23 protein-coding genes are annotated in these 26,778 nt (G+C 66.1%); 11 read left to right on the forward strand and 12 right to left on the reverse strand.

Annotated features, from left to right (window positions below):
* The first annotated feature begins 29 nt into the window (after positions 1-29).
* The 6 genes from ACGLHR_RS04560 to ACGLHR_RS04585 all read left to right on the forward strand — a co-directional run bounded on the left by ACGLHR_RS04560 (position 30) and on the right by ACGLHR_RS04585 (position 7,153).
* Positions 30-1,034: a hydroxyacid dehydrogenase gene (locus tag ACGLHR_RS04560; protein WP_400092235.1), complete on the forward strand. Its 1,005-nt coding sequence runs from the start codon at positions 30-32 to the stop codon at positions 1,032-1,034.
* 248 nt (positions 1,035-1,282) lie between these two features.
* On the forward strand, positions 1,283-2,239 hold the full coding sequence (locus ACGLHR_RS04565) for a LysR substrate-binding domain-containing protein (RefSeq protein WP_400092238.1): 957 nt from the start codon (positions 1,283-1,285) through the stop codon (positions 2,237-2,239).
* A gap of 262 nt (positions 2,240-2,501) precedes the next feature.
* The gene (locus ACGLHR_RS04570) at positions 2,502-3,488 is read left to right on the forward strand and encodes an N-carbamoyl-D-amino-acid hydrolase (RefSeq protein WP_318235617.1); all 987 of its coding nucleotides are present in this window, start codon (positions 2,502-2,504) and stop codon (positions 3,486-3,488) included.
* A gap of 110 nt (positions 3,489-3,598) precedes the next feature.
* Positions 3,599-4,612 (forward strand): threonine/serine dehydratase, encoded by a 1,014-nt coding sequence (locus tag ACGLHR_RS04575; protein WP_400092397.1) that lies wholly within the window; start codon positions 3,599-3,601, stop codon positions 4,610-4,612.
* Between the two features lie 81 nt (positions 4,613-4,693).
* A complete protein-coding gene (locus ACGLHR_RS04580) occupies positions 4,694-5,680 on the forward strand; it encodes a Bug family tripartite tricarboxylate transporter substrate binding protein (RefSeq protein WP_400092241.1) in 987 nt (328 codons plus the stop codon).
* 12 nt (positions 5,681-5,692) lie between these two features.
* On the forward strand, positions 5,693-7,153 hold the full coding sequence (locus ACGLHR_RS04585) for an amidohydrolase family protein (RefSeq protein WP_400092242.1): 1,461 nt from the start codon (positions 5,693-5,695) through the stop codon (positions 7,151-7,153).
* A 46-nt stretch (positions 7,154-7,199) separates the two neighbouring features.
* Here ACGLHR_RS04585 and ACGLHR_RS04590 read toward each other — a convergent pair whose 3' ends face one another.
* The 8 genes from ACGLHR_RS04590 to ACGLHR_RS04625 all read right to left on the reverse strand — a co-directional run bounded on the left by ACGLHR_RS04590 (position 7,200) and on the right by ACGLHR_RS04625 (position 14,661).
* Positions 7,200-8,069: a putative hydro-lyase gene (locus tag ACGLHR_RS04590; RefSeq protein WP_400092245.1), complete on the reverse strand. Its 870-nt coding sequence runs from the start codon at positions 8,067-8,069 to the stop codon at positions 7,200-7,202.
* Positions 8,069-9,412 carry an MFS transporter gene (locus ACGLHR_RS04595; RefSeq protein ID WP_400092246.1) on the reverse strand — a complete coding sequence of 448 codons (1,344 nt, stop codon included), beginning with the start codon at positions 9,410-9,412 and terminating at the stop codon, positions 8,069-8,071. Before ACGLHR_RS04595 ends, ACGLHR_RS04590 begins: the two co-directional genes overlap by 1 nt.
* Positions 9,413-9,958: 546 nt before the next feature.
* Positions 9,959-10,198 carry an acetyl-CoA carboxylase biotin carboxyl carrier protein subunit gene (locus ACGLHR_RS04600; RefSeq protein ID WP_400092248.1) on the reverse strand — a complete coding sequence of 80 codons (240 nt, stop codon included), beginning with the start codon at positions 10,196-10,198 and terminating at the stop codon, positions 9,959-9,961.
* Between the two features lie 16 nt (positions 10,199-10,214).
* Positions 10,215-10,979: a LamB/YcsF family protein gene (locus tag ACGLHR_RS04605; RefSeq protein WP_400092250.1), complete on the reverse strand. Its 765-nt coding sequence runs from the start codon at positions 10,977-10,979 to the stop codon at positions 10,215-10,217.
* On the reverse strand, positions 10,972-11,934 hold the full coding sequence (locus ACGLHR_RS04610) for a biotin-dependent carboxyltransferase family protein (protein ID WP_400092252.1): 963 nt from the start codon (positions 11,932-11,934) through the stop codon (positions 10,972-10,974). The genes ACGLHR_RS04605 and ACGLHR_RS04610 overlap by 8 nt, the downstream gene beginning before the upstream one ends.
* Positions 11,931-12,692 carry a 5-oxoprolinase subunit PxpB gene (gene pxpB / locus ACGLHR_RS04615; RefSeq protein ID WP_400092253.1) on the reverse strand — a complete coding sequence of 254 codons (762 nt, stop codon included), beginning with the start codon at positions 12,690-12,692 and terminating at the stop codon, positions 11,931-11,933. The genes ACGLHR_RS04610 and pxpB overlap by 4 nt, the downstream gene beginning before the upstream one ends.
* Positions 12,689-14,101 (reverse strand): acetyl/propionyl/methylcrotonyl-CoA carboxylase subunit alpha, encoded by a 1,413-nt coding sequence (locus ACGLHR_RS04620; protein WP_400092256.1) that lies wholly within the window; start codon positions 14,099-14,101, stop codon positions 12,689-12,691. Before ACGLHR_RS04620 ends, pxpB begins: the two co-directional genes overlap by 4 nt.
* Before the next feature lie 125 nt (positions 14,102-14,226).
* The gene (locus tag ACGLHR_RS04625) at positions 14,227-14,661 is read right to left on the reverse strand and encodes a VOC family protein (protein ID WP_400092258.1); all 435 of its coding nucleotides are present in this window, start codon (positions 14,659-14,661) and stop codon (positions 14,227-14,229) included.
* Between the two features lie 159 nt (positions 14,662-14,820).
* On the opposite strand from ACGLHR_RS04625, the gene ACGLHR_RS04630 reads away from it, so the two are divergent.
* The 3 genes from ACGLHR_RS04630 (at position 14,821) to ACGLHR_RS04640 (ending at position 17,163) form a co-directional block, all read left to right on the forward strand.
* A complete protein-coding gene (locus ACGLHR_RS04630) occupies positions 14,821-15,699 on the forward strand; it encodes a LysR family transcriptional regulator (RefSeq protein ID WP_400092399.1) in 879 nt (292 codons plus the stop codon).
* 301 nt (positions 15,700-16,000) lie between these two features.
* Complete coding sequence (locus tag ACGLHR_RS04635) at positions 16,001-16,705, forward strand: methyltransferase family protein (RefSeq protein ID WP_400092259.1); 705 nt, start codon at positions 16,001-16,003, stop codon at positions 16,703-16,705.
* Between the two features lie 137 nt (positions 16,706-16,842).
* Positions 16,843-17,163, forward strand: coding sequence for a calcium-binding protein (locus tag ACGLHR_RS04640; protein ID WP_400092401.1), 321 nt, complete (start codon positions 16,843-16,845; stop codon positions 17,161-17,163).
* A 456-nt stretch (positions 17,164-17,619) separates the two neighbouring features.
* On the opposite strand, the gene bglX is transcribed toward ACGLHR_RS04640, so the two are convergent.
* Positions 17,620-19,908 (reverse strand): beta-glucosidase BglX, encoded by a 2,289-nt coding sequence (gene bglX, locus ACGLHR_RS04645; RefSeq protein WP_400092402.1) that lies wholly within the window; start codon positions 19,906-19,908, stop codon positions 17,620-17,622.
* A gap of 240 nt (positions 19,909-20,148) precedes the next feature.
* Between bglX and ACGLHR_RS04650 the strand changes: the two genes are divergently transcribed.
* On the forward strand, positions 20,149-21,699 hold the full coding sequence (locus ACGLHR_RS04650; protein WP_400092403.1) for a glucan biosynthesis protein G: 1,551 nt from the start codon (positions 20,149-20,151) through the stop codon (positions 21,697-21,699).
* Between the two features lie 122 nt (positions 21,700-21,821).
* Here the strand turns inward: ACGLHR_RS04650 and ACGLHR_RS04655 are convergent, their stop codons facing one another.
* The 3 genes from ACGLHR_RS04655 to ACGLHR_RS04665 are packed head-to-tail and all read right to left on the reverse strand — an operon-like array spanning position 21,822 to position 25,662.
* On the reverse strand, positions 21,822-23,165 hold the full coding sequence (locus ACGLHR_RS04655; RefSeq protein ID WP_400092261.1) for an aspartate aminotransferase family protein: 1,344 nt from the start codon (positions 23,163-23,165) through the stop codon (positions 21,822-21,824).
* Positions 23,166-23,194: 29 nt separating this feature from the next.
* The gene (locus ACGLHR_RS04660) at positions 23,195-24,661 is read right to left on the reverse strand and encodes an amidohydrolase family protein (RefSeq protein ID WP_400092263.1); all 1,467 of its coding nucleotides are present in this window, start codon (positions 24,659-24,661) and stop codon (positions 23,195-23,197) included.
* A 17-nt stretch (positions 24,662-24,678) separates the two neighbouring features.
* Positions 24,679-25,662: a Bug family tripartite tricarboxylate transporter substrate binding protein gene (locus ACGLHR_RS04665; RefSeq protein WP_400092264.1), complete on the reverse strand. Its 984-nt coding sequence runs from the start codon at positions 25,660-25,662 to the stop codon at positions 24,679-24,681.
* Positions 25,663-25,870: 208 nt separating this feature from the next.
* On the opposite strand from ACGLHR_RS04665, the gene ACGLHR_RS04670 reads away from it, so the two are divergent.
* On the forward strand, positions 25,871-26,764 hold the full coding sequence (locus tag ACGLHR_RS04670) for a MurR/RpiR family transcriptional regulator (protein ID WP_400092267.1): 894 nt from the start codon (positions 25,871-25,873) through the stop codon (positions 26,762-26,764).
* Positions 26,765-26,778 lie beyond the last annotated feature (14 nt).

Here is a 26,778-nt window from a genome sequence, read left to right on the forward strand (position 1 = left end):
AACCCATGCCTGATTCCCACGCAACGCCCATGCCAGTCTGCTTGATTACCCAGCCCATCCACCCCATCGGCGCGGAGCGCCTGCACGCCGCGGGCTTCGAGGTACGCCCGGGCCAGGCCGGTGACGAAGCCGCCCGCATCCGTGAAGTCGCCGGCGCCGACGCTGTGATCGTGCGCGAAGGCCTGACCGCCGCGATGATCGATGCCGCACCGCGGCTCGCGGTCATCAGCAATCATGGTACCGGCACCGACAAGATCGCGGTCGCACACGCGCATGAACTGGGCATCCCGGTGGTGTCCACGCCCGACGCCAATATCGGCGCCGTGGCCGAACACACGCTGATGCTGATGCTCGCGGTCGCGCGCCGGGCGCCGCTGGCCGACGCAGCCACGCGGCAGTCCGACTGGGGCTACCGCTACGCGGCACCGATGCTCTCGCTCCATGGCAAGACCCTCGGCGTGATCGGCTTCGGCCGCACGGGGCGCCTGGTCTGCGACATGGCGCGCGCGGGGCTCGGCATGCGCGTGCTGGTGTGGTCGCCCAGCGTGCAGGCGTGCGAGGTCGAAGCGCACGGCGCTACGCGGGTATCGACGCTGCCCGAACTGCTTACGGCGTCCGACGTCGTCTCGCTGCACCGCCCGCTGCGTGCCGACACGCGCCACACCCTCGACGCGAACGCGTTGCGCAGCATGAAGCCGCGCGCCATCGTCATCAATACATCGCGCGGCGGGCTGATCGACGAAGCCGCGCTGGCCGCAGCGCTAAAGGACGGCCGGCTGTTCGGCGCCGGGCTGGACGTCTTCGCGCAGGAGCCGCTATCTGCGGCGTCCCCGCTGGCCGGGCTCGACAACGTCGTGCTGAGCCCGCATCTGGCCGGCTCCACCGAGGAGGCGCTGCATGCCACGGCGCTCCAATGCGCCGAACAGATCATCGACGTGTTCGCGGGAGTGCAACCGAAACACCTTCTCGATGCGCGCGTGTGGGTGCGCAGGCGCGTTCCCGTCATCACGCCATTCAAGGAAGTCCAGTCATGAATCCCCCGTTTGCAGGCTGACCCAGGGTACCATTCCCCTGGTGGTTTCGATTCCGCACGGCGGCGAACTGTTGCCCGACGCGTTCGCCGCGCAAATGCAAGACGTGGCGCCCGTGCGTGCCGACACACTGGCTTGATACCTCGCTCGCGCCCGACGGGTGGCGCGGATCCGTCGTCCGGTGGCGCGCTTCTTGCGTCGTCACGGAGTCCACTTGCCATTACCGCACGCCTGCCTTGGCGCCACCTTGTATGTCAGCCGTTAGCCGGCCTCCCGCCATTCCCCTGAACCTTCGCCAGATCGAGGTCTTCCACGCGATCATGGTCACCGGCTCGCTGAGCGAGGCCGGGCGCATGCTGTGCGTGTCACAGCCGGCAATCAGCCGGGTGCTGGCAACCGCGGAAAGCCGCCTGCGGTTCCTGCTGTTCGAACGGGTCAAGGGACGGTTGCAGCCCACGCCGGAGGCGCGCCGGCTGTTCGAGGAAGTCGAGGTTATCCTCAGGGGTGTCGCCCGGTTCAATGCCGTGGCGAGCAGCCTGGGCGAACAGAACGAGGGCAAGCTCTCGATTGTCTCCAGTCCGAGTTACAGCGAATGGCTGATGCCGCGCGCCATCCAGCGCTTCCGGGTGCGGCATCCCGACGTCCGTGTCCACTACCGCCCCATGCCGTTCGACGCCTTGCTGCCGTTCGTGGTGCAGGGGCACGCCGACCTCTGCATTGCATCGATGGCACCGCCCGACGGTGCGAATCTCCGGACCCGGGAAATCGGCGAGGGGCGGATCCTGTGCGCGCTGCCCAAGGGACACGCGCTAGCGTCGCTGGACGTTGTGACGACCGGCGATTTGCGCGGCCAGACCTTCATCGGTTATGGCGCAGACACCCCTTTCGGCCAGCTCTCCTCGCATTTCCTGTCGTCGGAGCAGGCGCCACTCACCCCGGACATCGAGATTCGCTCGACACCCGAAGCCATGGCGCTGGTGCGCCAAGGTGTCGGGGTGGCATTGGTGGAGTCGTTCGGATACACGCCATCCGGGTCGGACGACGTCGTACTCAAGCCGATCAGCCCGTCGCTCAGCCACAAGATCTACCTGATCCAATCGCGGCAGAGCCCGATGTCGACCCTGGCCAAAGGCTTTCTTGCCACGCTCATGCACCTGCTGGACGCCGCACCAAGCGGGGATGCGCAGCGCCCGCCGATGTTCGCCTGAGAGGGCGTTGGCGGCGCGGTGGCGCGATTGCCACAGGCCACCGCCGCGCCCCATCACATATTGCAAAGGACCCATAACAAGGGGCTATGAGGCGGCTGCGCACCAGGGCGGCCCCAGAGGCATTTTTTTGTTTTAAATCAATGCGTTGCGAGGACGAGACGGCGCCGATTGGCGCCCTATCGGCGCGCGGGGCGACGCATTTCAAGGGCGGCATCGCGTCCCTATACTCGACCCCACCCCATCGCACCAGAGGCTCCAACACATGTCCAGCATCATCACCGTCGCCGCCGCCCAGCTAGGTCCCATCCAGAAGTCCGAAGGACGCGAGATCGCGGTCGCACGGATGGTCCAACTGCTAGAGCGTGCCTACCGGCGCGGCGCACAGGTCGTCGTGTTTCCCGAACTCGCGCTGACCACGTTCTTTCCGCGCTGGTACCACGAGGACCTCGACGAGGCGGACCGCTGGTTCGAAACAGCGCTGCCCTCGACGCAGACGGCGCCGCTGTTCGAGGCGATCCGCCGCTTTGGCCTGACGGTGTACCTGGGCTACGCCGAGATCGCTTATGAGCCCGATGAAGCCGGTGTCATGCGCAAGCGCCGGTTCAACACCTCGGCGATCATCGCACCGTCGGGCGAGGTGATCCTCAAGTACCGGAAAGTCCATCTGCCCGGCCACGCAGAGTACGCACCGGCGCGCAAGGTGCAGCACCTCGAGAAACGCTATTTCGAAGTCGGCAATCTCGGCTTCCCGGTGGTCCGGGCGCCGGTCGGCGAGGCCGAGGGCGTGAACATGGGCATGATGATCTGCAACGACCGCCGCTGGCCCGAGGCCTGGCGCGTGCTCGGGCTGCAGCAGGTCGAGCTCGTCATGCTGGGCTACAACACGCCTAGCATGAACATGGAGAACCGCGGCTTCGAGGCCCACCACCTGCGCGTGTTCCACTCGCAGCTGTCCATTCAGGCGGGCTGCTATCAGAACGCGTGTTTCGCGGTCGCCGTCGCGAAGGCCGGGACCGAGGACGGCCACGAAATGTTCGGCCATTCGATCATCGTCAATCCCCAAGGCGAAATCATGGCGCAGGCCACCAGCTGGGACGACGAACTCATCGTGGCCGACTGCAACCTGGACATGTGCAAACTGGGCCGGTCCACCGTCTTCAACTTCGGTTTGCACCGTCGTGTCGAGGCGTATTCACGCATCACCGATCAGGTCGGCAGCGTGGCCCCGCCGACCTGGCCGGCGCGCTGATCCCGCCTCCCTTTTTCCTCGACCACCCACCCGTCTTCTCCATGCAGCCAACCGAAACGCTGGATATCCATCCGGCACGACCACGACCCGCGCCAGCGATCCGGCACGAGATGCTGGGTGACATGCGCGTCCCCGATTTCGCCGACGTCGAGCAGGCCGCCTTGGACATCGCTCCCCATGTCGTGCGCACGCCGCTGCTGCGTTCGCCGGCGCTCGACGCCATTGCCGGCGCGCCGGTCTGGCTCAAGGCCGAGAACCTGCAGGTCACGGGCTCGTTCAAGGCACGCGGCGCCTTCAATGCCCTGCTGTCGCTGCACAGCGACCAGCGCGCGAAAGGCGTGATCGCCTATTCCACCGGCAATCACGGGCAGGCGATCGCCTGGGCCGCGCGCCAGCTCGGTGTGGCGGCGACCATCGTGATGCCTGCCGATGCGCCACGCAACAAGGTCGAGCGCGCGCTGGCCCAGGGTGCGCGCGTGGTGCACTACGACCGCCGCCATGAAAGCCGCGAGGCAATCGGGATACGGCTGCTCGGCGAAACCGGCGGCACGCTGATTCCACCGGGCGATCATCCTGCGGTCCTTGCCGCCCAGGGCACGGTGGCGCTCGAGGCGCTGCAGGACCTGCCCGAGGCTGCGCTCGACAACCTCGGCCTGTTCGCGGCGCCCTGCGGCGGCGGCGGGCTGATGGCCGGTTGCGGCCTGGTCGTCGACGCGTTGAATCCAGGCACGCGACTGATCGCGGCCGAGCCCGCTGGCTTCGACGACACGGTGCGCTCGCTGCGCAGCGGCCTCAGGGAAATCAATGCGGCGGGCGCCACAACGCTCTGCGACGCGTTGCAGGCCAACACGCCAGCCGAACTGCCCTTCGAGATCAACAAGCGCTTTCTCGACGGCGCGGTGGCGGTCACGGATGCGCAGGTCCGCGCCGCCATTCGCTTCGCGCTCGAGGAGCTTCGGCTGCTGGTCGAGCCGGGCGGAGCCGTCGCGCTGGCGGCATTGCTCGCCGGCGTGATCGATCTCGAAGGCCGCGACGGTGTCATCGTCCTGTCCGGCGGCAATATCGATCTGCCCTTGCTTCAAACGATGCTGCAGCCCACTGCAGCCGCCGCGCACGGTACCTGAGACAGCCGTGTCCCCGGCCCTGCGCATATTGGCGCGAGCCGGCCTTGATGCCAACTTGCCTACCACGAAAGGAACGCCACCATGTCTCTCCTCCGGAATTTCGACCGGCTAGTCAGACGGATGTCACTGACGGCCGCCGCCATGCTGTTCACGGCGAGCGCCTTCGCAGCCTATCCCGAGCGCCCCATCACGCTGATCGTCCCGTTCAATGCAGGTACGACACCCGACATCGTGTCGCGCTTGCTGGCCGATGCGGTCGGCCATGATATCGGGCAGCAGGTCGTGGTCCTCAACCGCGTGGGCGCGTCCGGCATCATCGGCACGCAGGCCGTTATCAACGCGCCGGCCGACGGTTACACCATCGGCTTCGCGAATGCCGGCACACTGGCCATCAACCAGTCCCTGTACAAGAAGCTGCCCTACGACGCCGACAAGCAACTGGCGCCCGTGGCCCTGACCGGCTTCGTGCAGAACGTGCTGGCGGTGCGCAAGGACCTCGGCGTGAAGTCGGTCTCCGAACTGATCACGCTGGCCAGGAGCGCGCCGGGCAAGCTCTCCGTCGGCTCGGGCGGCAACGGCACCACGGGCCATCTGAGCGCCGAGATGTTCAAGGCGATGGCCGGTGTTTCCATTACACATATTCCATACAAGGGCGGTCCCGAAGCGGACCTGGCGCTGATGCGCGGCGAAGTGGATCTGGTCTTCGAGAACATCACATCGATCTCGCCATATCTGAAGAACGGCAGCGTCGTGCCGCTCGCCGTCACCGGCGCGCGCCGCGACAGCCGCCTGCCGAAGCTGCCGACCATGGCGGAGACGGGGTTGAAGGATTACCAGGCGGTGGCATGGACCGGCTATGTCGCGCCCGCCGCGACCGACCCGCAGATCCTCGACTTTCTCAACAAGGCCTTCAACAAGGCGGCCAACTCGGACGCCATGAAAGCGCGGCTGGCCGACATGGCGTACGAGGTCACCACGGGGCCGCGCGGCGCATTCTTCGAGCTCGCCCGCAAGGAGCGGCCGGTCTGGGCCGCAGTGATCAAGAGTTCCGGCGCGGCGATCGACTGAGGAGCACGGATCATGGCGCAATTCGACATACTGATTCGCGGCGGCACCGTGATCGACGGCACCGGCGCGCCGCGCAGGCTCGCCGACATCGGGGTCGACGGATTGCGCATCACGGCGCTGGGCGCGCTGGCGTCCGACTCCGCGGCGGTGGTGATCGATGCGCGGGACCGCATCGTCGCCCCCGGCTTCATCGACTCGCATACGCACGACGATCGCTATCTGACGCTCGATCCGCTGATGCCGGCCAAGCTCAGCCAGGGCGTTACCACGGTCGTGACCGGCAATTGCGGCATCAGCCTGGCGCCCTGGCGTGCGCCCCCGGGACAGACCGTTCCGCCGCCGCTTGACCTGCTCGGCGACGAGCCTGCCGTCTTTCGTTACCCCGCGTTCGGCGACTATCTCGCCGAGCTGGCGCAACATCCCGCTGCCGTCAACGCGGCCTGCCTGGTCGGCCATACGACGCTGCGGGCCGCCGTGATGGACCGGCTCGACCGGGCGGCGACCGACGCAGAGATCACGGCGATGCAGGCATTGTTGCGCGACGCCATGGAGAGCGGGGCCATCGGGCTCTCGACCGGAGCCGCCTATCCTGCCGCGATGCCCGCCACGACCGGCGAAATGGCCGCTGTGGCGGCGGTCATGCGCGGCTACGGCGGTGTCTACGCCAGCCATATTCGCGATGAGGGCGATCGGATCCACGAGGCGCTCGACGAAGCGTTCGAGATCGGCGCCGCGGGCGGCGCGCCAGTCGTGGTCTCGCATCACAAGCTGATTGGTCCAAAGAACCACGGGCGCTCGGCCGGCACGCTGGGGCACATCGCTAGGGCGGCGCAGCGTCAGCTGATCGGACTCGACTGCTATCCGTACAACGCCGGTTCCACCATCTTGCGAAAGGACCGGCTCGCGGTGTCGAGCCGCGTCATCGTGACGCGCTCGGTGCCGCATCCCGAGTTCGCCGGACAGGACCTCGAAGTCATTGCGGCGACGATGGGCCTCTCGCCCGAGGACGCCGTCGATGCGTTGCAGCCGGCAGGCGCGATCTACTTCCTCATGGACGAGCAGGACGTGCAGCGCATCCTCGCTTATCCCGAAACCATGATCGGATCCGACGGACTGCCGCACGACCCCGCGCCGCATCCGCGTCTCTGGGGCACGTTTGCGCGCGTGCTGGGGCACTACTGCCGGGACCTCGGCCTGTTCCCGCTCGAGCAGGCCGTGCACAAGATGACGGGCCTGACGGCCCGCTACTTCAGGCTGCCGGGGCGCGGGATATTGTCACCCGGCAACTTCGCGGACATCACCATCTTCGATGCCGCCAGCGTTGCCGATATGGCGACCTTCGCGCAGCCCGTCGTGCGCGCGAAGGGCATCGAGACGGTCATCGTCAATGGCACCATCGCGTGGAACGGCGGCGAGAGCACCGGCGCCCGTGCCGGGGCGGTGATCCGCCGCAACGATACGGCCCGTGCTTAGCGCGCGCATTTCCGGCGGCTCCTGGCAACTCCGGTGCCATCCTTCGTTACACCTCATCCCCCTGCGCGCACAGTAGCCTCAACCCATTGGCAGGCACGTCGCACACCAGCATGTGTCCCGGCGCATGGGTGATGCATAGCGGCGGGCGCGCCATCATGGCCGCCGCCTGCGGCGTGACCCCGCATCCCCAGAACACCGGAATCTCCCCGGCCAGGATCGCGGTCGGCTCGCCTTCGTCAGGGCAGCCGATATCCGCGATGCCGATCGCGGCGGGGTCGCCCATATGAACCGGCGCCCCGTGCGCCGCAGGCAACTGGGCGCACACGGCGGAGGCGATGGCCGCCTCGGCCGGCGTGTAAGGCCGCATCGACACCACCATCGGCCCATGAAAGGGGCCGACGCGCGTGGTCTGGATGCTGGTGCGGTACATTGGCACGACCTTGCCCTCGTCCACGTGCCGCACGCGTAAGCCGGTGCGCTCCAGCGCGTCCTCGAACGATAGCGAGCAGCCCAGCACAAAGCCCACGAAATCGTCCTGCCAGAGCGCACTGATATCGTCGCGCTCCTCCACCAGCTCGCCATGGCGCCACACGCGGTAGCGCGGCACGTCGGTGCGCAGGTCGATATCGTCGCCCAGCATCGGCACAGCCGGGCTGCCTGTTTCGGTCATGCCGATCAGCGGGCATGGCACCGGGTTGGCCCGGCAATACCCCAGGAAATCCTCTGCCCAGTCCTTGGGCAGGATCATCAGGTTGCCCTGCCCATGGCCGGGGGCCATGCCGCTGGTATTGCCGTTGTAGCGGCCGCTGCGGACGGCGGCGCGTGCGCCGGCCGGTGTCGCAGCCCAGCCGGGCGCAAGCCCGGCCCTATCGTGGATGCCTGCTTCCATCTCCACGCTCCGGTTACGATCCGTCATCAGTCGAGCGCCTGGCGGGCGGTTTCCTTCACGCCCAGCAGCGCCAGCAGGCTGACGGCGGCACCACCCATGAGCAGGTAGGCCGGGCTGAGCAGGTTGCCGGTACTGCCGATCAGCGCGGTCGCCACATACGGCGTGACCCCGCCGCCGAGGATGGCGCCGATGTTGAAGCTGAACGCCATGCCGGTGTAGCGCACGCGGGTCGGGAACTGCTCGGCATAAGTCGGGTAGCCAACGGACTGCACGATCGGCATCGGCAGCGCCACCACCATCATGGCGAGGAATGCCAGGCCGATGCTGTGGTTGTCCATCAGCATCATCATCGGCAACACCAGCACCATGTAGGCACAGAAGCCGATGGCCAGCACCTTGCGCCGGCCGAGGCGGTCGGACAAACCGCCCCACAGCGGCATCAGCATGGCCATGGTCAGGCTGACGAACGCCATGATCCAGTAGACCGTTGCCTTGTCGTACTTGAGGTAGGTGGTCATGTAGATATTCATGAACACCAGGCCTACCCAGTAGCCCACGTTCTGGCCAAACGACAGCAGCACCACCTTGACCACGGCAGGCATATGCGCGGTGAAGACTTCCTTGAGCGGCGCCTTGGGCGGCTCGCTGTGCTGCTGGAATTGCTTGAAGGCCACGGACTCTTCCACGCGCCTGCGCACCATCGACGAGATCACCACCATCGGGATCGCCATCAGGAACGGAAGGCGCCAGCCCCATGACTGCATCTGCACTGGATCCAGCAAGCCGGTGGTAATGCCGCACACGGTCGCGGCCAGCGCGCCGCCCACGGCCACGCCGACCGGTGTGAAGGCGCCGTAGAAGCCGCGCTTGCCCTTCGGCGCGGACTCGGCCACATAGGCGGCCGCGCCGGTGACTTCGCCGCCGGCGAAGAAGCCCTGCGCCAGGCGAATCGCCAACAGCAACAGCGGCGCGACAATGCCCGCGCTGGCGGCGACCGGCAGCAGGCCGATCATGCCGGTGGCAATGCCCATGCCGATCACGGTGACCAGCAATACGGCGCGGCGGCCAACGCGATCGCCCAGGCGCCCAAGCACGATGCCACCGATCGGGCGCATCAGGAACGCGCTGCCGAACACGGCCAGGATGGCCAGCAGCGAAGCCGTGGCGCTATCGCTGGGGAAGAACAGCGGGCCAATGGTGGAGGCCATATAGCCGTACACGCCGAACTCGTAGTACTCGATGGCGGTACCGGCCGCGGCGGCCATGGCCGCCTTGCGGGCGACTGCGTTGCCGGCTGCCGGCGCCGTGGCAGGGGCGGATGCCGGCGCCGCGTCGGGCATCGGCAGGGATGAGATGGGGGCGTTGGACATATTGTCAGTTTCCAGGATGCATCGGGGTAGAAAATCCAGTCCAGGTGTGGTGAAACCCCTGGATGAACCAGCGCTGAAGCACGAATACCTGCCGCGATGGCCGTCCTATGCTTCAAACTGCCTGGGGCATAGGCCGGGCCCGCGTCTTATTTTTTATTTCCGGAGAGCTAACCACCCGCCGGGAATCGCGAACCTGTTGAGGTCGCCGGAATTCATGCCTGATCGATTACACCGGATACTTCGCAACAAGCATGCCAGCGATTTTCATGTTGAAAATTTCGAAAAAACACCAAATTCCGGGCGTAACGATTCCTGACAAGAACCCGTCATCTATTTCGGGGATCTCATGCGCCCCGCCGCACCACAACCAGGAACTGCAAGCCCGCCTGGGACATGGAGCGCACCGAAACCGGCATGGCTCGCCGCCGGCTGGTGATTAATGTCCCAGCCCGCGGGATTACTCAAAAACCAGCCAGCCCATTCCGAGTGGCCAACGCCACCAAAACAGGTGGACGGCAGATTTACAGCTTGAAAATCAACACAATCTCAAGCAACCGGGATGAAGCTACCCAATACCTGGCCCTCTTCCACGATTTCGCCTTCGGCCACGCAATATGACTCTATATAACCAGCCGATTGGGCCTCAAGCGGTATTTCCATTTTCATCGATTCGATAATCAGCAGGGTGGCGTCCTTTACCTGCATCTCGCCGGGCTGAGCTACCAGCTTCCAAAGCGTGCCGGCGGTTTCGGCCAAGATGGATATTGGCGATTTTGTGTCGGGCATAGGTTTTTTGTCCGTACTATTGTGATTGCGGTGCGCGCACCGTGATGCCCTCGGCCTCCAGCGCGGCGCGGATGCGGCGGGCAAACCCGGCGGCGCCCGGCTGGTCGCCGTGGATGCACAGCGTGTCCGCCCGCACCGGCACGTCCACGCCGCCCAGCGAGCGCACCACGCCGTCGCGCACCATGCGCAATACCTGTGCGATGGATGCCTCCGGGTCGGTGATCATGGCGGCGGGATGGCTGCGCGGGGTGAGCGAGCCATCGTCCTGATAAGTGCGGTCGGCAAAGACTTCCTGCGCAACCGCGAGCCCGGCCTCGCGCGCGGCGGTGACCAGCGCGGAGCCGGCCAGGCCATAGAAGACCAGCGCCGGATCCACATCGCGCACCGCCTCGCACAGCGCGCGCGCCATCGTGGCATCGCGCGCGGCCTGGTTGTACAGCGCGCCGTGCGGCTTCACATGCGCAAGCCGGCTGCCGGCCGCGGCGGCAAACGCCTGCATGGCGCCCACTTGGCAGACCGTGATGTTGTAGATCTCATCGTGGCCGAGTTGCATGGCCCGGCGGCCAAAGCCCTGCAGATCCGGATAGCCCGGATGCGCGCCAAGCGAGACGCCTAGCGCGGTGGCGGCGCGCACTGTAGCGGCCATGGTCTGCGCGTCACCCGCGTGAAAACCGCAGGCGATGTTGGCTGAGGTGACGTGCCGCAGCACGGCCGCATCGTCGCCAAGGCGGTAGAGCCCAAAGCTCTCGCCCATATCGCTGTTGAAATCGATCTCAGGCACGAGCGCGCTCCCCTGCGGTGGCCATCTCCATGGCGTCAAATGCTTCGTCCTGCAGCATGGCAAGTCGCTGTGCTTCCTGCAGGTCCACCAGCACAAAGCGCACCGCCTCGCCCGGCATCTTCTGCGCCAGGCGCGGCAGGTCCACCGCGCACACATGGGCAATCTTGGGATAGCCGCCGGTGGTCTGGCGGTCCGCCATCAGCACGATGGGCTGGCCGTCGGGCGGCACCTGGATCGTGCCGAAGGCCACGGACTCGGACAGCATCTCGGCAGGTGCGGCCAGCGCGAGGGGCGTGCCTTCCAGGCGGTAGCCCATGCGGTCCGATTGCGCGCCAATGCGAAACGGCTCGCTGACCAGAGCATGCCTGGCGGCATCGGAGAAGCGCGCCCATTCGCGCCCGGCGACGATGCGCACCGGCTGGTCCGGCGCGACCAGAACATCGGCCGGGAACACGGGGCGATCGGCATGCGCGGTCGGGGCGGCGACGCCATCGCGCAAGGCAATGCGATCGCCCTTGCGCAACGGCTTGCCGGCCGCGCCGCCATAGCCGCCGCGCACAAAGGTGCTGCAGCTGCCCATGACTGGCAACAGCGCAAACCCGCCGCGCACCGCCAGGTAGGCACGCAGGCCGCTGCGGCGCTTGCTGAAGGCCAGCACGGCACCTGCGGCAACAGGCACCGCGCGCGCCATCGGCACGGGCGCGCCGTCGAGCGTAGCGTCAAGGTCCGCCCCGCACACGGCGATCACGGCCGGTACGTGGAACTGCAGCGTGGGGCCCATCAGCGTGATCTCCAGCGTTGCATTGGCGGCGATATTGCCGACCAGTGCATTTGCCAGCCGGTGGGCACGCTCATCCATGGCGCCGTTGGCAGGCACGCCAAGCTGCTGGTAGCCGTTGCGGCCAAGATCCTGGAAGGTGCTCAGGGCACCGGGCTTGATGACTTCTATGCTCATGGCTGCACACCTGCGCCCGCCTGCATGGATTCGAATGCTTCGGCCGAGATCGGCAGGAAGCGCACACGGTCGCCGGCGGCCAGCAGGCACGGCGACGCGCGATGCGGGTCGAACAGCGCCACGGGCGTACGCCCGATCAGGTTCCAGCCGCCCGGCAAGGTCATGGGGTAGATCACCGTCTGGCGGTTGGCCAGGCCAATGGAGCCGGCCGGCACCGCGGTACGCGGCGTGCTGCGGCGGGGCGGACAAAGGCGCGCGTCGAAGCGCCCCACATACGGATGCCCCGGCGCGAAGCCCAGCATCAGCACATCGACCGGCTCGGCGGCATGCAGCGCGATGACCTGCTCGGGCGAGAGGCCGCAGGTGGCCGCCACATCGTCCAGATCGGGACCATGCTCGCCGCCGTAGCAGACAGGGATATCGATCACCAGCGGCGAGCTAGCGCTTGCCGAAAGCCCTTCGCGCAGGAGTTCGCCGATCATCGCGCAGAGCATCTCGAACGCAGCGCTGCTGCCCGTCGCGCGGGCCACGGCGATCGGCTTGTAGTGCACGCCCACGGTGGTCAGCGCGGGCACGATGTCGGTCACGCCGGGCAAGGCCGCTGCGGCGATCCGCACCGCTGCCGCGCAGGCCAGGCGGTTGGTGGCGATATCGGCGACGGTGCCAAACTCGACAATCAGGCAGCGGTCGCCGGACGGCGCGATCCGCCAGGTCGATTGCGCGCACGCCGCTGCGTGTTTCATGTCCTGCGCGGTCATGCCGGCACCTCCCCGGCGGACGGCGCGGGCTCGGCCGCCGGCACGGCGGACTCCCCCAGCAGCACCGCCAGCTCGCGCTCCACAAAACCGGTATCGACCCGGCCGGCGCGGAAGTCCGCATGATCCAGCACGCGGCCAAGGAACACGGCGTTGTGCCGGATGCCTTCGATCTCGGTCGCGCCGAGCGCCGCCTGCATGGTAGTGATGGCCGCTTCGCGGTCGGTGCCATAGGCAATCAGCTTGGCGATCATCGGATCGTAGAACGGCGTGATGGCATCACCCTCGCGCACGCCGGTGTCGACGCGCAGCCCGGCCATGCCCGCCGGCAGGCGAAAGCACGCCAGTTTGCCAGGCGATGGCATGAAATGCCGCGCCGGATTCTCGGCATACAGCCGGCACTCGATGGCCGCGCCGCAGCGCCGGATCTCATGCTGCGCGCAGGGCGCGAGCGTGCCGGCAGCGAGCCGGATCTGCGCCTGTACCAGGTCCCAGCCGGTGATGGCCTCGGTCACGCCGTGCTCCACCTGGATGCGCGTGTTCATCTCGAGGAAGAAGAACTCGCCGCTGTCCGCGTCCAGGATGAACTCCACCGTGCCCGCGCCGCGATAGCGCTGGTGCTCGGCCAGCGCCACCGCCGCCGCGCTCATGCTGGCCAGCACGGCGGCAGGCACGTTGGGCGCCGGGCTTTCTTCAATGATCTTCTGGAAGCGGCGCTGCACCGAGCATTCGCGCTCGAACAGGTGCACCGCCGTGCCGTCGCCGTAGCCAAACACCTGCACCTCAATATGCCGGGCGCGCGGCACGTAGCGCTCCAGGTAGATGCTGGCGTCGCCAAAAGCCTTCAGGGCCAGCGCCTGGGTGGATGCCACCGTGGCTGCCAGCGTGTCTGGCCCGTCGACGCGCTTCATGCCGATGCCGCCACCGCCGCCGGCGGCCTTCACCAGCACGGGATAGCCAACGCGCTGCGCCTCGGCATGCAGGTGCGACAGGTCGCCGGGCAAGAAGCGGATGCTGCCAGGCAGCACCGGCACGCCGCACGCGGCGGCAATGTCGCGGGCGCGGTTCTTGTCGCCCATGTTCTCGATCGACTCCACGGATGGGCCGATCCATTGCATGCCTTGGGCTTGCGCCGCGCGGGCAAACGCGGTGTTCTCGGAGAGGAAGCCATAACCGGGATGCACGCCATCGGCGCCGTGCGCCGTGCCTGCGGCGAGCACCGCTTCCACGTTCAGGTAGCTCTGCGCCGCCGGCGCGGAGCCGACCGCCACGGCGATGTCGGCCATTTCACAGTGCAGCGCGCCGGCATCGGCGGCCGAATGCACGGCCACGGTTTCGATGCCGAGCGCTTGCGCGGCGCGGATGATGCGGCAGGCGATCTCGCCACGGTTGGCAACCAGGATTCTTCGCATATCGGCTAACTCTTGCAGCTACTGCGTGGGGGCGATGCACGCGGGGCGGGCGAGCCCTGCCCCGCGTGCGGCGGCCGGCCTTGTGGCCGGTCTCACTCGGGTCTGGCCTTGATCTGACGCTGGGGTTACTTGGCGAACAGCGAAGCGATATTGGCGAAGGCCTTGAGCTCCAGCGCATTGCCCGACGGGTCGAGGAAGAACATCGTGGCCTGCTCGCCGACCTCGCCCTTGAAGCGGATATGCGGCTCGATGATGAACGACAGGTTGGCGGCCTTGAGCTTGTCGGCGGCGACATGCCACTGATCCATCGGCAGCACCACGCCAAAGTGGCGCACCGGCACGGCATCGCCATCCACGGCGCTGGTGTTGCGGTGGCCTGCTTCTTCCGGCGCCAGGTGGGCCACGATCTGGTGGCCGTAGAAGTTGAAATCCACCCAGTCCGGCGCGCTGCGCCCTTCGGGGCAGCTCAGCAGGTCGCCGTAGAACGCGCGCGCGGCGGCGATGCTGTGGACGGGGAAGGCAAGGTGGAACGGGGCGAGGACGGGCGTGATTTCGCTCATGGCGCTGGGGGATCGATGTGTCGTGTGTGGGTCGGGTCTTGGCCTGCCGCCGGCAACGCGCCGGCCGGTGAACCAATGAGTGAAAGTCTAGGCATGGCGATAAATTAAAAAAAGCGATATATTTTTGACCTTAGCTACATGGAAATTGATGAATCGAACATGCTGCGCGAGCTCAAGACCTTTATCGCCGTGGCCCGGCACGGCACCTTTGCCAGCGCGGGCGCCCGCATCGGGCTGACCCAGTCGGCGGTCAGCGCGCAGATCCACCGGCTGGAGCAGGAGTTCGGCTTCGCCCTGTTCGACCGTACCGGCCGTTCCGCGCGCCTGAACGCCTCGGGCCGGGAAACCCTGGCGCTGGCGGAGGAGCTGATGACGCTGTACGCACGCATCGGCGAGCATGGCGGCAGCGCCGAGCGCAGCGGCATGGTGCGGGTGGGATCGATCGCCTCGGCCCAGGTGTCGTTCCTGGTCGAGGCCATGGCCGCCTTCCGCGCAGCGCTGCCCGGCTGCCGCATCCGCGTGGTGCCAGGCGTATCGCTGAACCTGCTGGGTCAGGTGGATGCGGGAGAGATCGATATCGCGGTGATGATCCGGCCGCCCTTTGCACTGCCATCCGAACTGGAGTGGCGCACGCTCGTGATGGAGCCGTTCGTGCTGCTCGCGCCAGCCGCCATGGCAGGTCAGGCGTGGAGCGACGCGCTGGAATCCGCGCCCTTTATCCGCTACGACCGCGGCTCATTCGGTGGCCGGCTGGTCGACCAGTTCCTGCGCCAGTCGCGCCTGGCGGTGCAGGACGCCATCGAGCTGGATGAGTTGCAGGGCATCGTGCAGTTGGTGGCGCGTGGCCTTGGCGTGGCTCTGATTCCGCAGACGGCGGCGCAGGGCACATGGCCAGACGGCGTGATTGCCCTGCCGCTCGGCGACGACACCTTCCACCGGGAAATCGGGCTGGTGGAGCGCCCGAGCCATAGCCGGCAGCCGGTGGCAAGCCGCCTTGCGGAGTACATCAGCGAGGCGGCGTCGGGCGACAATGCCTAGGCTCGCTCACATCCCCATCCTGCCTTGCGCCCCAGGTGCTGGGACGAATGCAATGCAAATAGAAATGATTATCGTCCGCATTAATTCGACATCAGCGTTGCTACTGGGTCACGCTGGTGCCGCGCCCAGCGGTTGCCTGACACGCGAGGTTGCCCCCTCGTCAGGGGGATATGGGTTGCACCCGCATCCCGGCGTAATCTCTGCGCATGATTGGCACGCTGAGCCCATCCGGCGCGGCATGAACTTGTCCCGCCCGGGAAATGCAGCGTTGCCTTATAAAAAAACAGAGAGGTATCGGGGAATGCATGACGATAGCGACGCAAGGTCGCGTAGCGCCACCGGGGTCAATGCGCGCAACGCTGGTGGATTCACTACCGGATTGATCCGGCCGCAAGTGCGTGAGATGGTGACGGAGGTATCCATGCGCCTCTGCGTCGTCCTGTTGCTGAGCGTGTTCGCCTATAGCGCGTACGCGCAGTGGCGCCTGGCGCCCGAGCGCATCACCTTGCTGCTGCTCGTGGTTGCCACGCTGCTGACCGTAGGCCTGTCGCTGTTCTCGCGCATCCCCGAGAAGCGCGACATGCGCCCCTTGAGCTTCGTGATGTCGATTGGCGGCAGCTTCTACTACCTCGGGATCGAGCTCGATCCCGGCGTTCGCCTTGTCCCCGAGACAGTCGGGGCCACGCTGGAAGTCGCCGGCATCTTGTTCCAGCTGTTCGCCAAGCTCTCGCTGCGCGGCTCCTTTGGCATCCTGCCCGCCAATCGCGGCGTGGTGTCGCGCGGCGCGTACCGGCTCGTGCGCCACCCCATCTATCTCAGCTACCTGGTGACCGACCTTGGCTTCTTGCTGGCCAACTTCGGCTGGCGCAATGCACTGGTCTACGGCGGCCTTTATGCGTTGCAAACGGGCCGGATATTCAGGGAAGAACAAGTGCTGGGCCAAGACCCGGCCTACCGCACGTATCAGGCCAATGTGCGATATCGCATCATTCCCGGCGTGTTTTAAAGGGCGGCAGGGATTGCCCGGCTCACCACCCTTAATGGGTTAATGGGAAAACTGCCCCGGTTCCTGCAAAAGCCAACCGATCGCGGACTACCGCCAAACCATCTGGCCTCACCATCGAAATGCTTAAGGAGACTCTAATGATTCAGCGGCTAGTATCAACAGCCAGCTTGGCGCTGCTCGCATTTTTCGCTGCCGGCAGCGTCGGCGCTCAACAGCAGCCGATGAATGCAAAGGAAGCCAAGGCAAAATTCGCGGAGAAGTTCGCCGCCGCCGATACCAACCACGACGGCAAGCTGACGAAAGAGGAGGCGCAGGCGGGCATGCCCGAGGTCTACAAGAACTTCGACGCGATCGACACCAGGAAGAAGGGCGAGATCACGCAGAAGCAGATTGGCGCCTATTGGGCGGCCAAGGCCAAGCAGCGCGCCGCGGCGCAGAATCCCGGAAGCCTGAACTGAGTCGACGGCGCCGGCAATCAAGGCAGAGTCTGGCAAAGTTCCCCGGCACTGGCCAGAGCCAGGCCAGTGCCGGGAAGCTTTAATGCTGTTTAGTGCTGATTTAAGGCTTATCCAATGATGGATGGTCCCTGGCTATATGCCAGTCAGGTCAGGAGGTTGAAGGCGAACCCTAGCGCAATCGCGCCGCCTAGCGCTTCCACTGCCGCCAGCGCGAGAAGGTTTTTCAAAACGAATGCGTCGTCCTGCTTGGTCACCATGGTGTTGTCTCCTGAAGTAGGAATCCACGGCTGGACGTTAGTGGAAAGCACGGCAGTATCTGTCCACACGCCAGCCACGTCTCAACTCGCTTCCAGTAGACCGCAACGCAGCGCCGGCGAAAAGCTGGCATAAACCCCTATTCAGGGCCGACTGGCCGAAGCCTCGCGCGCAGGCAACGCACCTTCCCAAGCCCTCCCCCTACTGCAGCACAAAGCCCTGCTCCCGCACCGCTTGCGAATCCAGCCCGATCTGGACCTTGAATTCCCCCGGCTCGGCGGCGTATTCGAGTTTGGCGTTGAAGAACTTCAGCTTGTCCTCATCGAGGGCAAAACGCACCACGCGCTCCTCGCCGGCCTTGAGCATGAGCTTGTGGAAGTCCTTGAGCTCCTTCACCGGCCGCACCACGGAGGCGGCGACGTCCTGGAGATAGAGCTGGACCACGGTTTCGCCGTCGCGCTGGCCCGTGTTCCTGACCGTCACGCTGGCCTCGATGCGGCCATTGCGCGGCATGGTGGGGCTCGACAACGTGATGCCGGACACGCTGAAGTCCGTATAGCTCAGTCCATAGCCGAACGGGTACAGCGGGCCGGACGTTTCCTCGAAGTATTGCGAGGTGTAGTTTGGCGGCTGGCCCGGCACGAACGGGCGCCCGATGCGCAGCTGGTTGTAGTAGGTGGGGATCTGCCCGAGCGAGCGCGGGAAGGAAATGGGCAGCTTGCCCGAGGGGTTGTAGTCGCCGAACAGCACGTCGGCAATGGCATGGCCGCCTTCGGTGCCGGCGTACCAGGTCTCGAGCACGGCGTCGGCGTTGTCCTTCACCCAGTTGATGGTGAGCGGGCGGCCGTTCATCAGCACCACCACCATCGGCTTGCCGGTGGTCTTGAGCGCCTTGAGCAGCGTCTCCTGGTTGCCCGGCAGCGACAGCGTGGTACGGCTCGAGGCTTCGTGCGACATGCCGCGCGACTCGCCCACGGCCACCACGATCACGTCGGCGCTGCGCGCCGCCGCTACGGCTTCGGCAATCATGTCGCCGGGGGCGCGCTTGTCCTGGACAATCTCGGGCTTGTCCCAGTTCATGAAGTTCAGGTAGCCGACCACGCCGGCGTCGTCGGTCACGTTCCCGCCGCGGGCATAGACCACGCGGCCCTTGTCGCCGAGCGCGTCGCGCATGCCTTGGAGCAGCGTCACCGTCTGAGCGGATTTACCGGCCGCGGACCAGCTCCCCATGGTGTCGATGGACGCATCGGCCAGCGGCCCGACGACTGCGACGGTGCCGGCCTTCTTCAGCGGCAGCGTGCGCTCGCGGTTCTCGAGCAGCACCAGCGACTGGCGCGCGGCGGCGCGTGCGGGCTCCCGGTGCAGGCGGCTCTGCGCGTCGACGTCCGCCGGGTCCTGTCCGGCCGCGCCGATGCGCTTGTAGGGGTCCTGGAACAGTCCCAGGTCGTACTTGGCGCCCAGAATCTCGCGCACCGCGTCGTCGATGACGCCCATGGGCACTTCGCCGGACTTCACCAGTTCGGGCAGGTGATCCCGGTAGGCGGCGTCGTGCATGCTCATGTCGACGCCGGCCAGGATGGCGAGCTTGGCGGACTCGCGCGCATCCTTGGCCACGCCATGCTTGGTCAGCTCGTCGATGGCCCCGTGGTCGCTCACCGTAATGCCCTTGAAGCCCCAGGTCTTGCGCAGCAGGTCCCGCAGCAGCCATGTGTTGGATGTGGCCGGCACGCCGTTGATCGAGTTCAGCGCGATCATGACGCCGCCGGCGCCGGCATCGATGCCGGCCCGGTACGGGGGCAGGTAGTCCTGGTACATGCGGATCGGGCTCATGTCGACCGTGTTGTAGTCGCGCCCGCCTTCCACCGCGCCGTATAGCGCGAAGTGCTTGACCACGGCCATGACGCTGTCGGCATTGGCCAGGGACGTACCTTGAAAGCCCTTGACGCTGGCCTGGGCGCACAGCGAGACCAGGTACGGATCCTCGCCAAATCCTTCCGACGTGCGCCCCCAGCGCGGATCGCGCGAGATGTCGACCATCGGCGCGAAGGTCATGTCCAGGCCGTCCGCGCTGGCTTCGATGGCCGAGATGCGCGCGCTCTGCGCCACGGTTTCCATGTCCCAGCTCGAGGCCAGGCCCAGGCTGATCGGGAAGATGGTGCGGTGGCCGTGCACCACGTCGTAGGCAAAGAAGATGGGGATCTTCAGGCGGCTGCGCTCCACCGCCGCTTGCTGCATCGGCCGGTTGTCCTTGCGCGTCACCGAGTTGAACGTGCCGCCCACCCGGCCTGCCGCGATCTCCTTGAGCAGCTGGGGCTGGGGCATGTCCTCGCCGATGCTGATGAGGCGCAGCTGCCCTATCTTTTCCTCCAGCGTCATCCGTCCTATGAGATCGGCGACGAAGGCATTCTTGTCGCCGGCCGCAGCCGGCGCGGTGCCGGCAAGAACCGGCGAACAAACCAGGCTGGCCGACAGGGCCAGCAAAGAAAGCATTCTCATCTGATGGTTATCCAGGTGGCGCGACAAGGTAGCTGCCCCGCGATGGTGCGCGTTTCCTGCCTGACAGGCACGCAAAGCGAAATACGCTATCGTTTATCTTTCTGCACTGCGCCCGCAGTTTACCGCCACTACACTATCGGCTGCCGCCGCGTGTGCCGCGGCAGCCTCGCGTAACCTGTTTTTCTGGAGAGATCCGTGGTTCTTGCCGTCATCGCCGCATCGTTTCGTAACAAGATGCAAATCGCCTTGCCAACGCTGATGGCCGCGGGAGCACTGCTGGCTGGCTCCCAGGCCAGCGCGTTCACCCTGGACGACGTGGCACCCCGCGCCAAGGCCCTGGCAGACAAACCCTATGCCGCACCAGTCAGCAACCTGCCTCCCCTGTTCAGCCAGATGCAGTTCGCCGACTACATCAAGATCCAGCCCCAGCGCGACAACCTGGAATGGAAGGACCAGGGCACGCCGTTTCGCCTGGGCTTCTACCACCAGGGCATGCAGTTCGGCAGCCCGGTGCGCATCAACGAGATCGTCGGCGGCGCGGCCCATGAGATCAAGTACGACCCCGCGCGGTTCGACTTCGGCGACCTGAAACTCGACAAGTCCGCCACCGCCAAGCTCGGGTATGCCGGCTTCCGGGTGCTCTACCCCATCAACCGCGCCGACAAGCTCGACGAGATCATGAGCGTGCTCGGTGCCAGCTATTTCCGGGTCATCGGCAAGAACCAGGTCTATGGCCTGTCCAGCCGCGGCCTGGCCATCGATACCGGGCTGCCCGTCGCCGAGGAGTTCCCGGCCTTCCGCGAGTTCTGGATCGTGCGGCCCGATCCGCAGGACAAGCATCTGGTGTTCTACGCCCTGCTCGACTCCCAGCGCGCCACGGGCGCCTACCGCTTCGATCTCTACCCCGGCGAGGACGCGGTCCTCAAGGTGCAGGCGCGCATCTACCTGCGCGGGCCCGTCACCAAGCTCGGCGTGGCGCCGCTGACCAGCATGTTCCTGTTCGGGCCCAACCAGCAGCGCGACCAATACAACTTCCGCCCTGCCCTGCATGACTCCGACGGGCTCGCCATCCATACGGGAAGTGGCGAATGGCTGTGGCGGCCGCTGAACAATCCGCGCAACCTGGCCATCAGCACCTTCCAGGTCACCAATCCCAAGGGTTTCGGGCTGCTCCAGCGCGAGCGTAACTTCTCAGCCTATGAAGACCTGAAGGACCGCTATGACCTGCGCCCGAGCGCCTGGATCGAGCCCCAGGGCGACTGGGGCAAGGGCAAGGTCGAACTGGTGGAGATCCCCACGCCGGACGAAACCAACGACAACATCGTCGCCTTCTGGACGCCGGACCAGTTGCCGCCCAAGGGCCAGCCCCTGAAGGCGGATTACACCATGCACTGGACCCGGAACGAGCGCGCCCTGATGGACAAGGATCTGGCGTGGGTCAAGCAGACGCTGCGCTCGGCGGGAGAAATCACGCAAGCCAACCTGATCCGCCATCTCGATGGCAGCACCGGCATCGTGGTCGATTTCGAAGGCCCCGTGCTGGCGAACCTCCCCGCCGGCACGCAGGTCGGCGCGCAGGTCAGCGTGAGCAACAATGCCGAGATCATCGAAAGAATGGTCGAGCCCAACCCCGTCATCAAGGGCTGGCGGCTGAACATGCGGATCAAGGTCAAGGATCCGAAGCAAGTGGTGGAAATGCGCGCGGCGCTAGTGTCGGGCGACAAGACACTGAGCGAGACGTGGAGCTACCAGATGCCGCCCTATTCAGTCGGCGAGAAAAAATAAGCGAAATCAGGAGGACATGACATGCTGCTGAATGTGAATCCCGCCGGGGTTTTCCCGATCGCGCCCACGCCGCAGACCTGCCGTCCTGACGCCCTCCCCCGTTTCGCGATTGGCGCCCCGCCTCAGGCGACCGCGCTGTGGGTCGCCGGCATCACACCCTGGACCGACTCGGCAAAGCGCTCGACGATGCGGTCGATATCCTGCGCCGAGCAGATGAACGGCGGCGCAAAGAGCACGTGGTCGCCCCGCACGCCATCCACGGTGCCGCCCATCGGATAGATCAGCAGCCCATTCTGCATGGCGGTGGACTTGAGCCGGGCATGCATTTTCAGGGCCGGGTCCAGCGTCGCCTTGGTCTCGCGGTCGGCCACGAACTCCACGCCGACAAAGAGGCCGCGGCCGCGGATGTCGCCAACGTTGGGGTGATCGCCCAGCGTTTCGCGCAGCCGTGCGCGCAGCTGCTCGCCGCGTGCCAGCACGTTGTCCAGCAGACGGTCCTCGGCGATGGTGCGCTGCACGGCCAGGGCCGCCGCGCAAGCGGTGGCATGCCCGATATACGTATGCCCATGCTGGAAGAAGCCGCTGCCGTTGACCACCGCGTCATAGATGCGGCTGCTCGAGATCATCGCGCCGATCGGCTGATAGCCCGCGGCCAGGCCCTTGGCGATAGTCACGATGTCGGGCACCACCCCATCTTCCTCACACGCGAACAGGTAGCCGGTGCGGCCCATGCCAGACATGATCTCGTCGAGGATCAGCAGCACGCCGTACTTGTCGCAGACGGCGCGAATGCGCTTGAGATAGTCCGCCACCGGCGGTACCGCGCCGGCGGTGGCGCCCACGACGGTCTCCGCCACAAACGCGGCGACGCTCTGCGGGCCGAGTTCGAGGATCTTGGCTTCGAGCTCGTCGGCTAGGCGCTGCGCGTACTGCTGGTCGGTCTCGCCCGCTCCCTGGTCGCGATACGCGTAGCACGGCGCCACATGGTGCGCCGGCACCAGCAGGGGCAGGAATGGCTCGCGGCGCCATGCATTGCCGCCGATGGCCAGCGCGCCCAGGGTGTTGCCGTGATAGCTCTGGCGGCGCGCGATAAAGTGGCGGCGCTCCGTCTGCCCGATCTCCACGGAGTATTGCCGCGCCAGCTTCAACGCGGCCTCCACCGCCTCGGAGCCGCCCGAGACAAAGTAGACGTGGTTGAGATCGCCGGGGGCCGCTTGCGCCAAGGTCCGGGCCAGTTCTTCCGACACTTCGGTGGTGAAGAACGACGTATGCGCATAGGCGAGCGAGTCCACCTGCTGCTTGATGGCCTCGATCACGCGGGGATGCCCGTGGCCCAGGCAGGACACCGCGGCCCCGCCCGAAGCGTCGATATAGTGCTTGCCGTTGCTGTCGATCAGCTCGATGCCCTTGCCGGCGACTGCCACGGCGAGAGTCTGGCGGGGATTGCGGTGGAATACGTGGGTCATGATGTTTGGTGTTGAAGCGTAAAGTCGAATCAGGGGCGCGGGCGGTGCGTGAGAACCTGGCCGGGGAATGCGGGAATGACGTGTGTCGCTTCCCACACGCGCTGGCCGTTGACCCAGACGCCATCGATGCCTTCGCTGAGGCGAATCGGATCCTCGAAGGTGGCGTTGTCCTGCACGCGGTCTGCGTCGAACAGGACCAGGTCGGCGAACTGGCCGGCCCGGATCAGCCCGCGGTCCGTGAGCCCGTATTGCTCGGCCGCAAGCCCGGACATCTTGCGCACGGCCTGCTCGAGTGTCATCAGGCCGGCCTCGCGCACCATCCGCGCGAGGATACGCGGGAAGGTGCCCCACTGGCGCGGATGGGGACGCGGGTCGAACGGCAATCCATCCGAGCCAAAAATGGTCAGGGGGAAGCTGGCAATGCGCTCGACGTCCGCTTCATCCATGATGAAGTAGATGGCGGCGGCAGGCTTCAGCCTATCCAGCAGGCCATGCTCGTCCAGCCCCAGCGTCTGCATGAGTTCCTGGAAATCCCGGCCGCCCGCATCCGGATAGCCTTTGGACCAGGTGATCATGGTGCGCGAGGATTGGCGTACGCGATCCAGCCGGAGCATGGTCGAGGTGGCGGGATAGGGATGGCAGTCCAGGCACAGTGGCTGCAGCTTGGACGCTTTGTCCAGGATGGCCAGGGTTTCCACGGAGCGGCCGTGATTGCGTTTGCCTGCCACCTTGTGATGCGAGAAGACGATGCGGCAATCCAGCGCCCCACCAATCCTGAGCGCCTCTTCCATCGATGGCACGATATCGTCGGTCTCGTCGCGCAGGTGGGTGGAGTAGATGCCCCCGAATGCCCGCAGCGGCTCGCAGACCTGGATGATCTCCTCTTCCGTGGCCGCGGCGGCCGGCGGATAGAAGGTGCCAGTGGAAACGCCGAAGGCGCCTGCCTTCATGGCTTTTTCCACCTCCACGCGCATGACGGCCACTTCCTCGGCATTGGCCGCGCGGCTCACGTCCGGCATGGCCTTGACGCGGAGCGTGGAATGTCCGAGCAATGGCACCACATTCACGTTGGCCGGCTTGGCGCGCATGGCATCAAGCCAATCGGCAAATTCGGCAAACCGGAACAGTGCCGCCGGCCCCATCAGGTCCAGGGGCTGCGGCGGATCGCTGGTGACCAGCGGCGCCACGCTGATGCCGCAGTTGCCTGTCACCACCGTGGTGATGCCCTGCGAGACCTTGGGCTCCATCTCCGGATGCACCAGCAGGTAGCCGTCGTCGTGCGTGTGGGCATCGATGAAGCCCGGCGCCAGCACCCGGCCCGCCGCGTCGATCACTACCCTGGCCTGCATGCCGGCCAGGTCGCCGACGGCAACGACCCGGTCGCCTGCGACGGCGACATCCGCGATGCGCCGCGGCGCGCCCGTGCCGTCGACCAGGGTCGCGCGCCGGAACAGCAGATCTGCAGTGCTGGCGGCCTCAATGGGCAATTCCGACATGACTTATCTCCCCCTGCTTACTGTGGCTCGATTCCCGCTTGCTTGACCACCTCCGCCCACTTCACGGTCTCCCGGGCCGCAAAGCCGGACAGCGCCTGCGGCGCGCCGCCGACAGGTTCCGCGCCAAGGGCCGCGAATTTCGCCTTCAAGGCGGGATCGGCCAGTGATTGATTGAACGCGGCGTTAAGCCGCGCAACGCTTTGCGCGGACGTGCCGCCTGGCGCCACCAGCCCGCCCCACGCCACGCCTTCGAAACCCGGCACACCGGATTCGGCGATGGTGGGCAGCTCCGGCAGCATGGGGGACCGATTCAGGCTGGTCACCGCCAGCGCCCTGAGCTTGCCCGCCTTGATCAGCGGCAGGATCGTGGGCATGTTGTCGATCAGCACGTTGACCTGCCCGCCCATCACATCGGTGGCGGCCTGCGGGCTACCCTTGTAGCCAACGTGCATCCAGTTGAGCCTGGCTCGGTCGGCCAGCAACTGGCCGGTGAGGTGGCCCGACGTGCCCTGCCCGGGCGAGGCGAACGTCACCTTGCCGGGATGCGCATTGACGTAGCGGAGCAGTTCGGCAAAGGTCTTGACCGGCAGGTCGTTGTTGACGGCGATGACGTTGGGCACCTTGAACAGCAGCACCACCGGCACGAAATTGTCCGGGCGGTAGCTGAGTGTCTTGAAGGTGCTCTTGTTGATCGCCAGCGTGACGTTGTTGGCATACCCCAGCGTGTAGCCATCCGGCGCGGCGCGCTCGATCTCGGAGATGCCGATGATGCCGGACGCCCCCGGCTTGTTGTCGATCACGAACGCCTGGCCGAGCGTCTTGCCTACCTCGGCGGTCAGCGCCCGCATCAGCACATCGGGGCTGCCACCCGCCGCGGACGGCACCACCAGCCGGATCGGCTTGGAGGGATAGGCATCGGCGGACCAGGCCGATGCGAGCGGGGCCGCGGCGCAGCATAGAAACGCGGCTCTGAGCGTGAAGGCAACCGTGGAGTTTTTCAAAGCTTGTCCTCTGGCGTGGGGTGCTCGCACAAGCTGCCGGCACCGGTGAAGTATAAGAAAGCGCTCCCGGTTGTGCAACATATGTTTCCTTGTAAACTAAAGAGATTCGCTCGATTCATCCAGCGCCGAACCACGCCGGGGTCACGTCCCGTGCGTCGGGTGACCAGTTGTGCAACAATCGTTACATCCGCCAACCAGGACACCGCCCATGCCTATCGAAGTCTCCATGCCGCCGCAGAGCCTGGATGCATTGCTGGTTCATCTCCGGGAGAACTTCGCCACGCTCAGTACGCAGTTCCAGGGCGGGGCGCGCTACCTGCTCGATCATCCGCAGGAGATTCCCATCCTTTCCATGCGCAAGATTGCCGCGAATGCAGGTGTCCAGCCAGCCACCCTGGTGCGCCTGGCGCAGTTCCTTGGCTTCGAGGGCTGGCAGGGCCTGCGCGAGCTGTTTGTCGAGTCGATCCGCGGCGGCCCGCAGCCCTATGCCAAGCGTGCCAAGAAGCTGGTGCGCGAGAGCGGGTCGAGCCGGATGCTCACGGAAATGCTCGACGCCCAGCACCGCAACCTCGACCTGACCGGCGCTAACAATGCCGAGTCGATGCCGCAGGCTGCCGACCTGCTCAGCGCCGCGCCCAATGTGTATGTAGCGGGCTTTCGCTCGTGCTATCCCATTGCGTTCACGCTGCACTACGTGTATCGGCTGTTTCGCCCAACGGTGCACCTGATCCGTGGCGATGCGGGCACGCTCGAGATGGAGCTGCGCGCCCTGACGGCCAAGGACGCCGTGGTGGTGGTGAGCTTTGCGCCCTACTCCCAGGAGAGCATCCGCGTGGCCGATGCAGCGCGCGAGGCCGGCTGCCGCGTGGTCGCTCTGACCGACAGCACCGTCGCGCCAATTGCCTTGCATGCCGATTGCACGCTGCTGTTCTCTATCGACAGCCCTTCGTTCTTTCCGTCCATCACGGCCGGCGTGGCGGTGGCGGAAGCCCTGGTCGAGCAGTTGCTCGCCAAGAAGGGCAAGGGCGCGATCAAGGCGCTCGAACTCGCCGAAGGCCAGTTGCACCAGACGGGCGCCTATGTTCCGGCCAAGCGGAGCTAGCCGTGCGGACATGC

Origin of the sequence: Cupriavidus sp. CuC1, from assembly GCF_044627735.1 — a bacterium.
Taxonomy (GTDB): domain Bacteria; phylum Pseudomonadota; class Gammaproteobacteria; order Burkholderiales; family Burkholderiaceae; genus Cupriavidus; species Cupriavidus ulmosensis.

Coding starts and splice junctions, on each gene's coding strand:
- bglX (WP_400092402.1), bottom strand. CDS start 19,908: ATGCTTTCTTTGCTGGCCCTGTCGGCCAGCCTGGTTTGTTCGCCGGTT.
- ACGLHR_RS04575 (WP_400092397.1), top strand. CDS start 3,599: ATGCTGGGTGACATGCGCGTCCCCGATTTCGCCGACGTCGAGCAGGCC.
- ACGLHR_RS04640 (WP_400092401.1), top strand. CDS start 16,843: ATGATTCAGCGGCTAGTATCAACAGCCAGCTTGGCGCTGCTCGCATTT.
- ACGLHR_RS04570 (WP_318235617.1), top strand. CDS start 2,502: ATGTCCAGCATCATCACCGTCGCCGCCGCCCAGCTAGGTCCCATCCAG.
- ACGLHR_RS04600 (WP_400092248.1), bottom strand. CDS start 10,198: ATGCCCGACACAAAATCGCCAATATCCATCTTGGCCGAAACCGCCGGC.
- pxpB (WP_400092253.1), bottom strand. CDS start 12,692: ATGACCGCGCAGGACATGAAACACGCAGCGGCGTGCGCGCAATCGACC.
- ACGLHR_RS04590 (WP_400092245.1), bottom strand. CDS start 8,069: ATGACGGATCGTAACCGGAGCGTGGAGATGGAAGCAGGCATCCACGAT.
- ACGLHR_RS04655 (WP_400092261.1), bottom strand. CDS start 23,165: ATGACCCACGTATTCCACCGCAATCCCCGCCAGACTCTCGCCGTGGCA.
- ACGLHR_RS04560 (WP_400092235.1), top strand. CDS start 30: ATGCCAGTCTGCTTGATTACCCAGCCCATCCACCCCATCGGCGCGGAG.
- ACGLHR_RS04635 (WP_400092259.1), top strand. CDS start 16,001: ATGCATGACGATAGCGACGCAAGGTCGCGTAGCGCCACCGGGGTCAAT.
- ACGLHR_RS04625 (WP_400092258.1), bottom strand. CDS start 14,661: ATGAGCGAAATCACGCCCGTCCTCGCCCCGTTCCACCTTGCCTTCCCC.
- ACGLHR_RS04650 (WP_400092403.1), top strand. CDS start 20,149: ATGCAAATCGCCTTGCCAACGCTGATGGCCGCGGGAGCACTGCTGGCT.
- ACGLHR_RS04660 (WP_400092263.1), bottom strand. CDS start 24,661: ATGTCGGAATTGCCCATTGAGGCCGCCAGCACTGCAGATCTGCTGTTC.
- ACGLHR_RS04670 (WP_400092267.1), top strand. CDS start 25,871: ATGCCTATCGAAGTCTCCATGCCGCCGCAGAGCCTGGATGCATTGCTG.
- ACGLHR_RS04580 (WP_400092241.1), top strand. CDS start 4,694: ATGTCTCTCCTCCGGAATTTCGACCGGCTAGTCAGACGGATGTCACTG.
- ACGLHR_RS04620 (WP_400092256.1), bottom strand. CDS start 14,101: ATGCGAAGAATCCTGGTTGCCAACCGTGGCGAGATCGCCTGCCGCATC.
- ACGLHR_RS04595 (WP_400092246.1), bottom strand. CDS start 9,412: ATGTCCAACGCCCCCATCTCATCCCTGCCGATGCCCGACGCGGCGCCG.
- ACGLHR_RS04585 (WP_400092242.1), top strand. CDS start 5,693: ATGGCGCAATTCGACATACTGATTCGCGGCGGCACCGTGATCGACGGC.
- ACGLHR_RS04630 (WP_400092399.1), top strand. CDS start 14,821: ATGCTGCGCGAGCTCAAGACCTTTATCGCCGTGGCCCGGCACGGCACC.
- ACGLHR_RS04565 (WP_400092238.1), top strand. CDS start 1,283: ATGTCAGCCGTTAGCCGGCCTCCCGCCATTCCCCTGAACCTTCGCCAG.
- ACGLHR_RS04610 (WP_400092252.1), bottom strand. CDS start 11,934: ATGAGCATAGAAGTCATCAAGCCCGGTGCCCTGAGCACCTTCCAGGAT.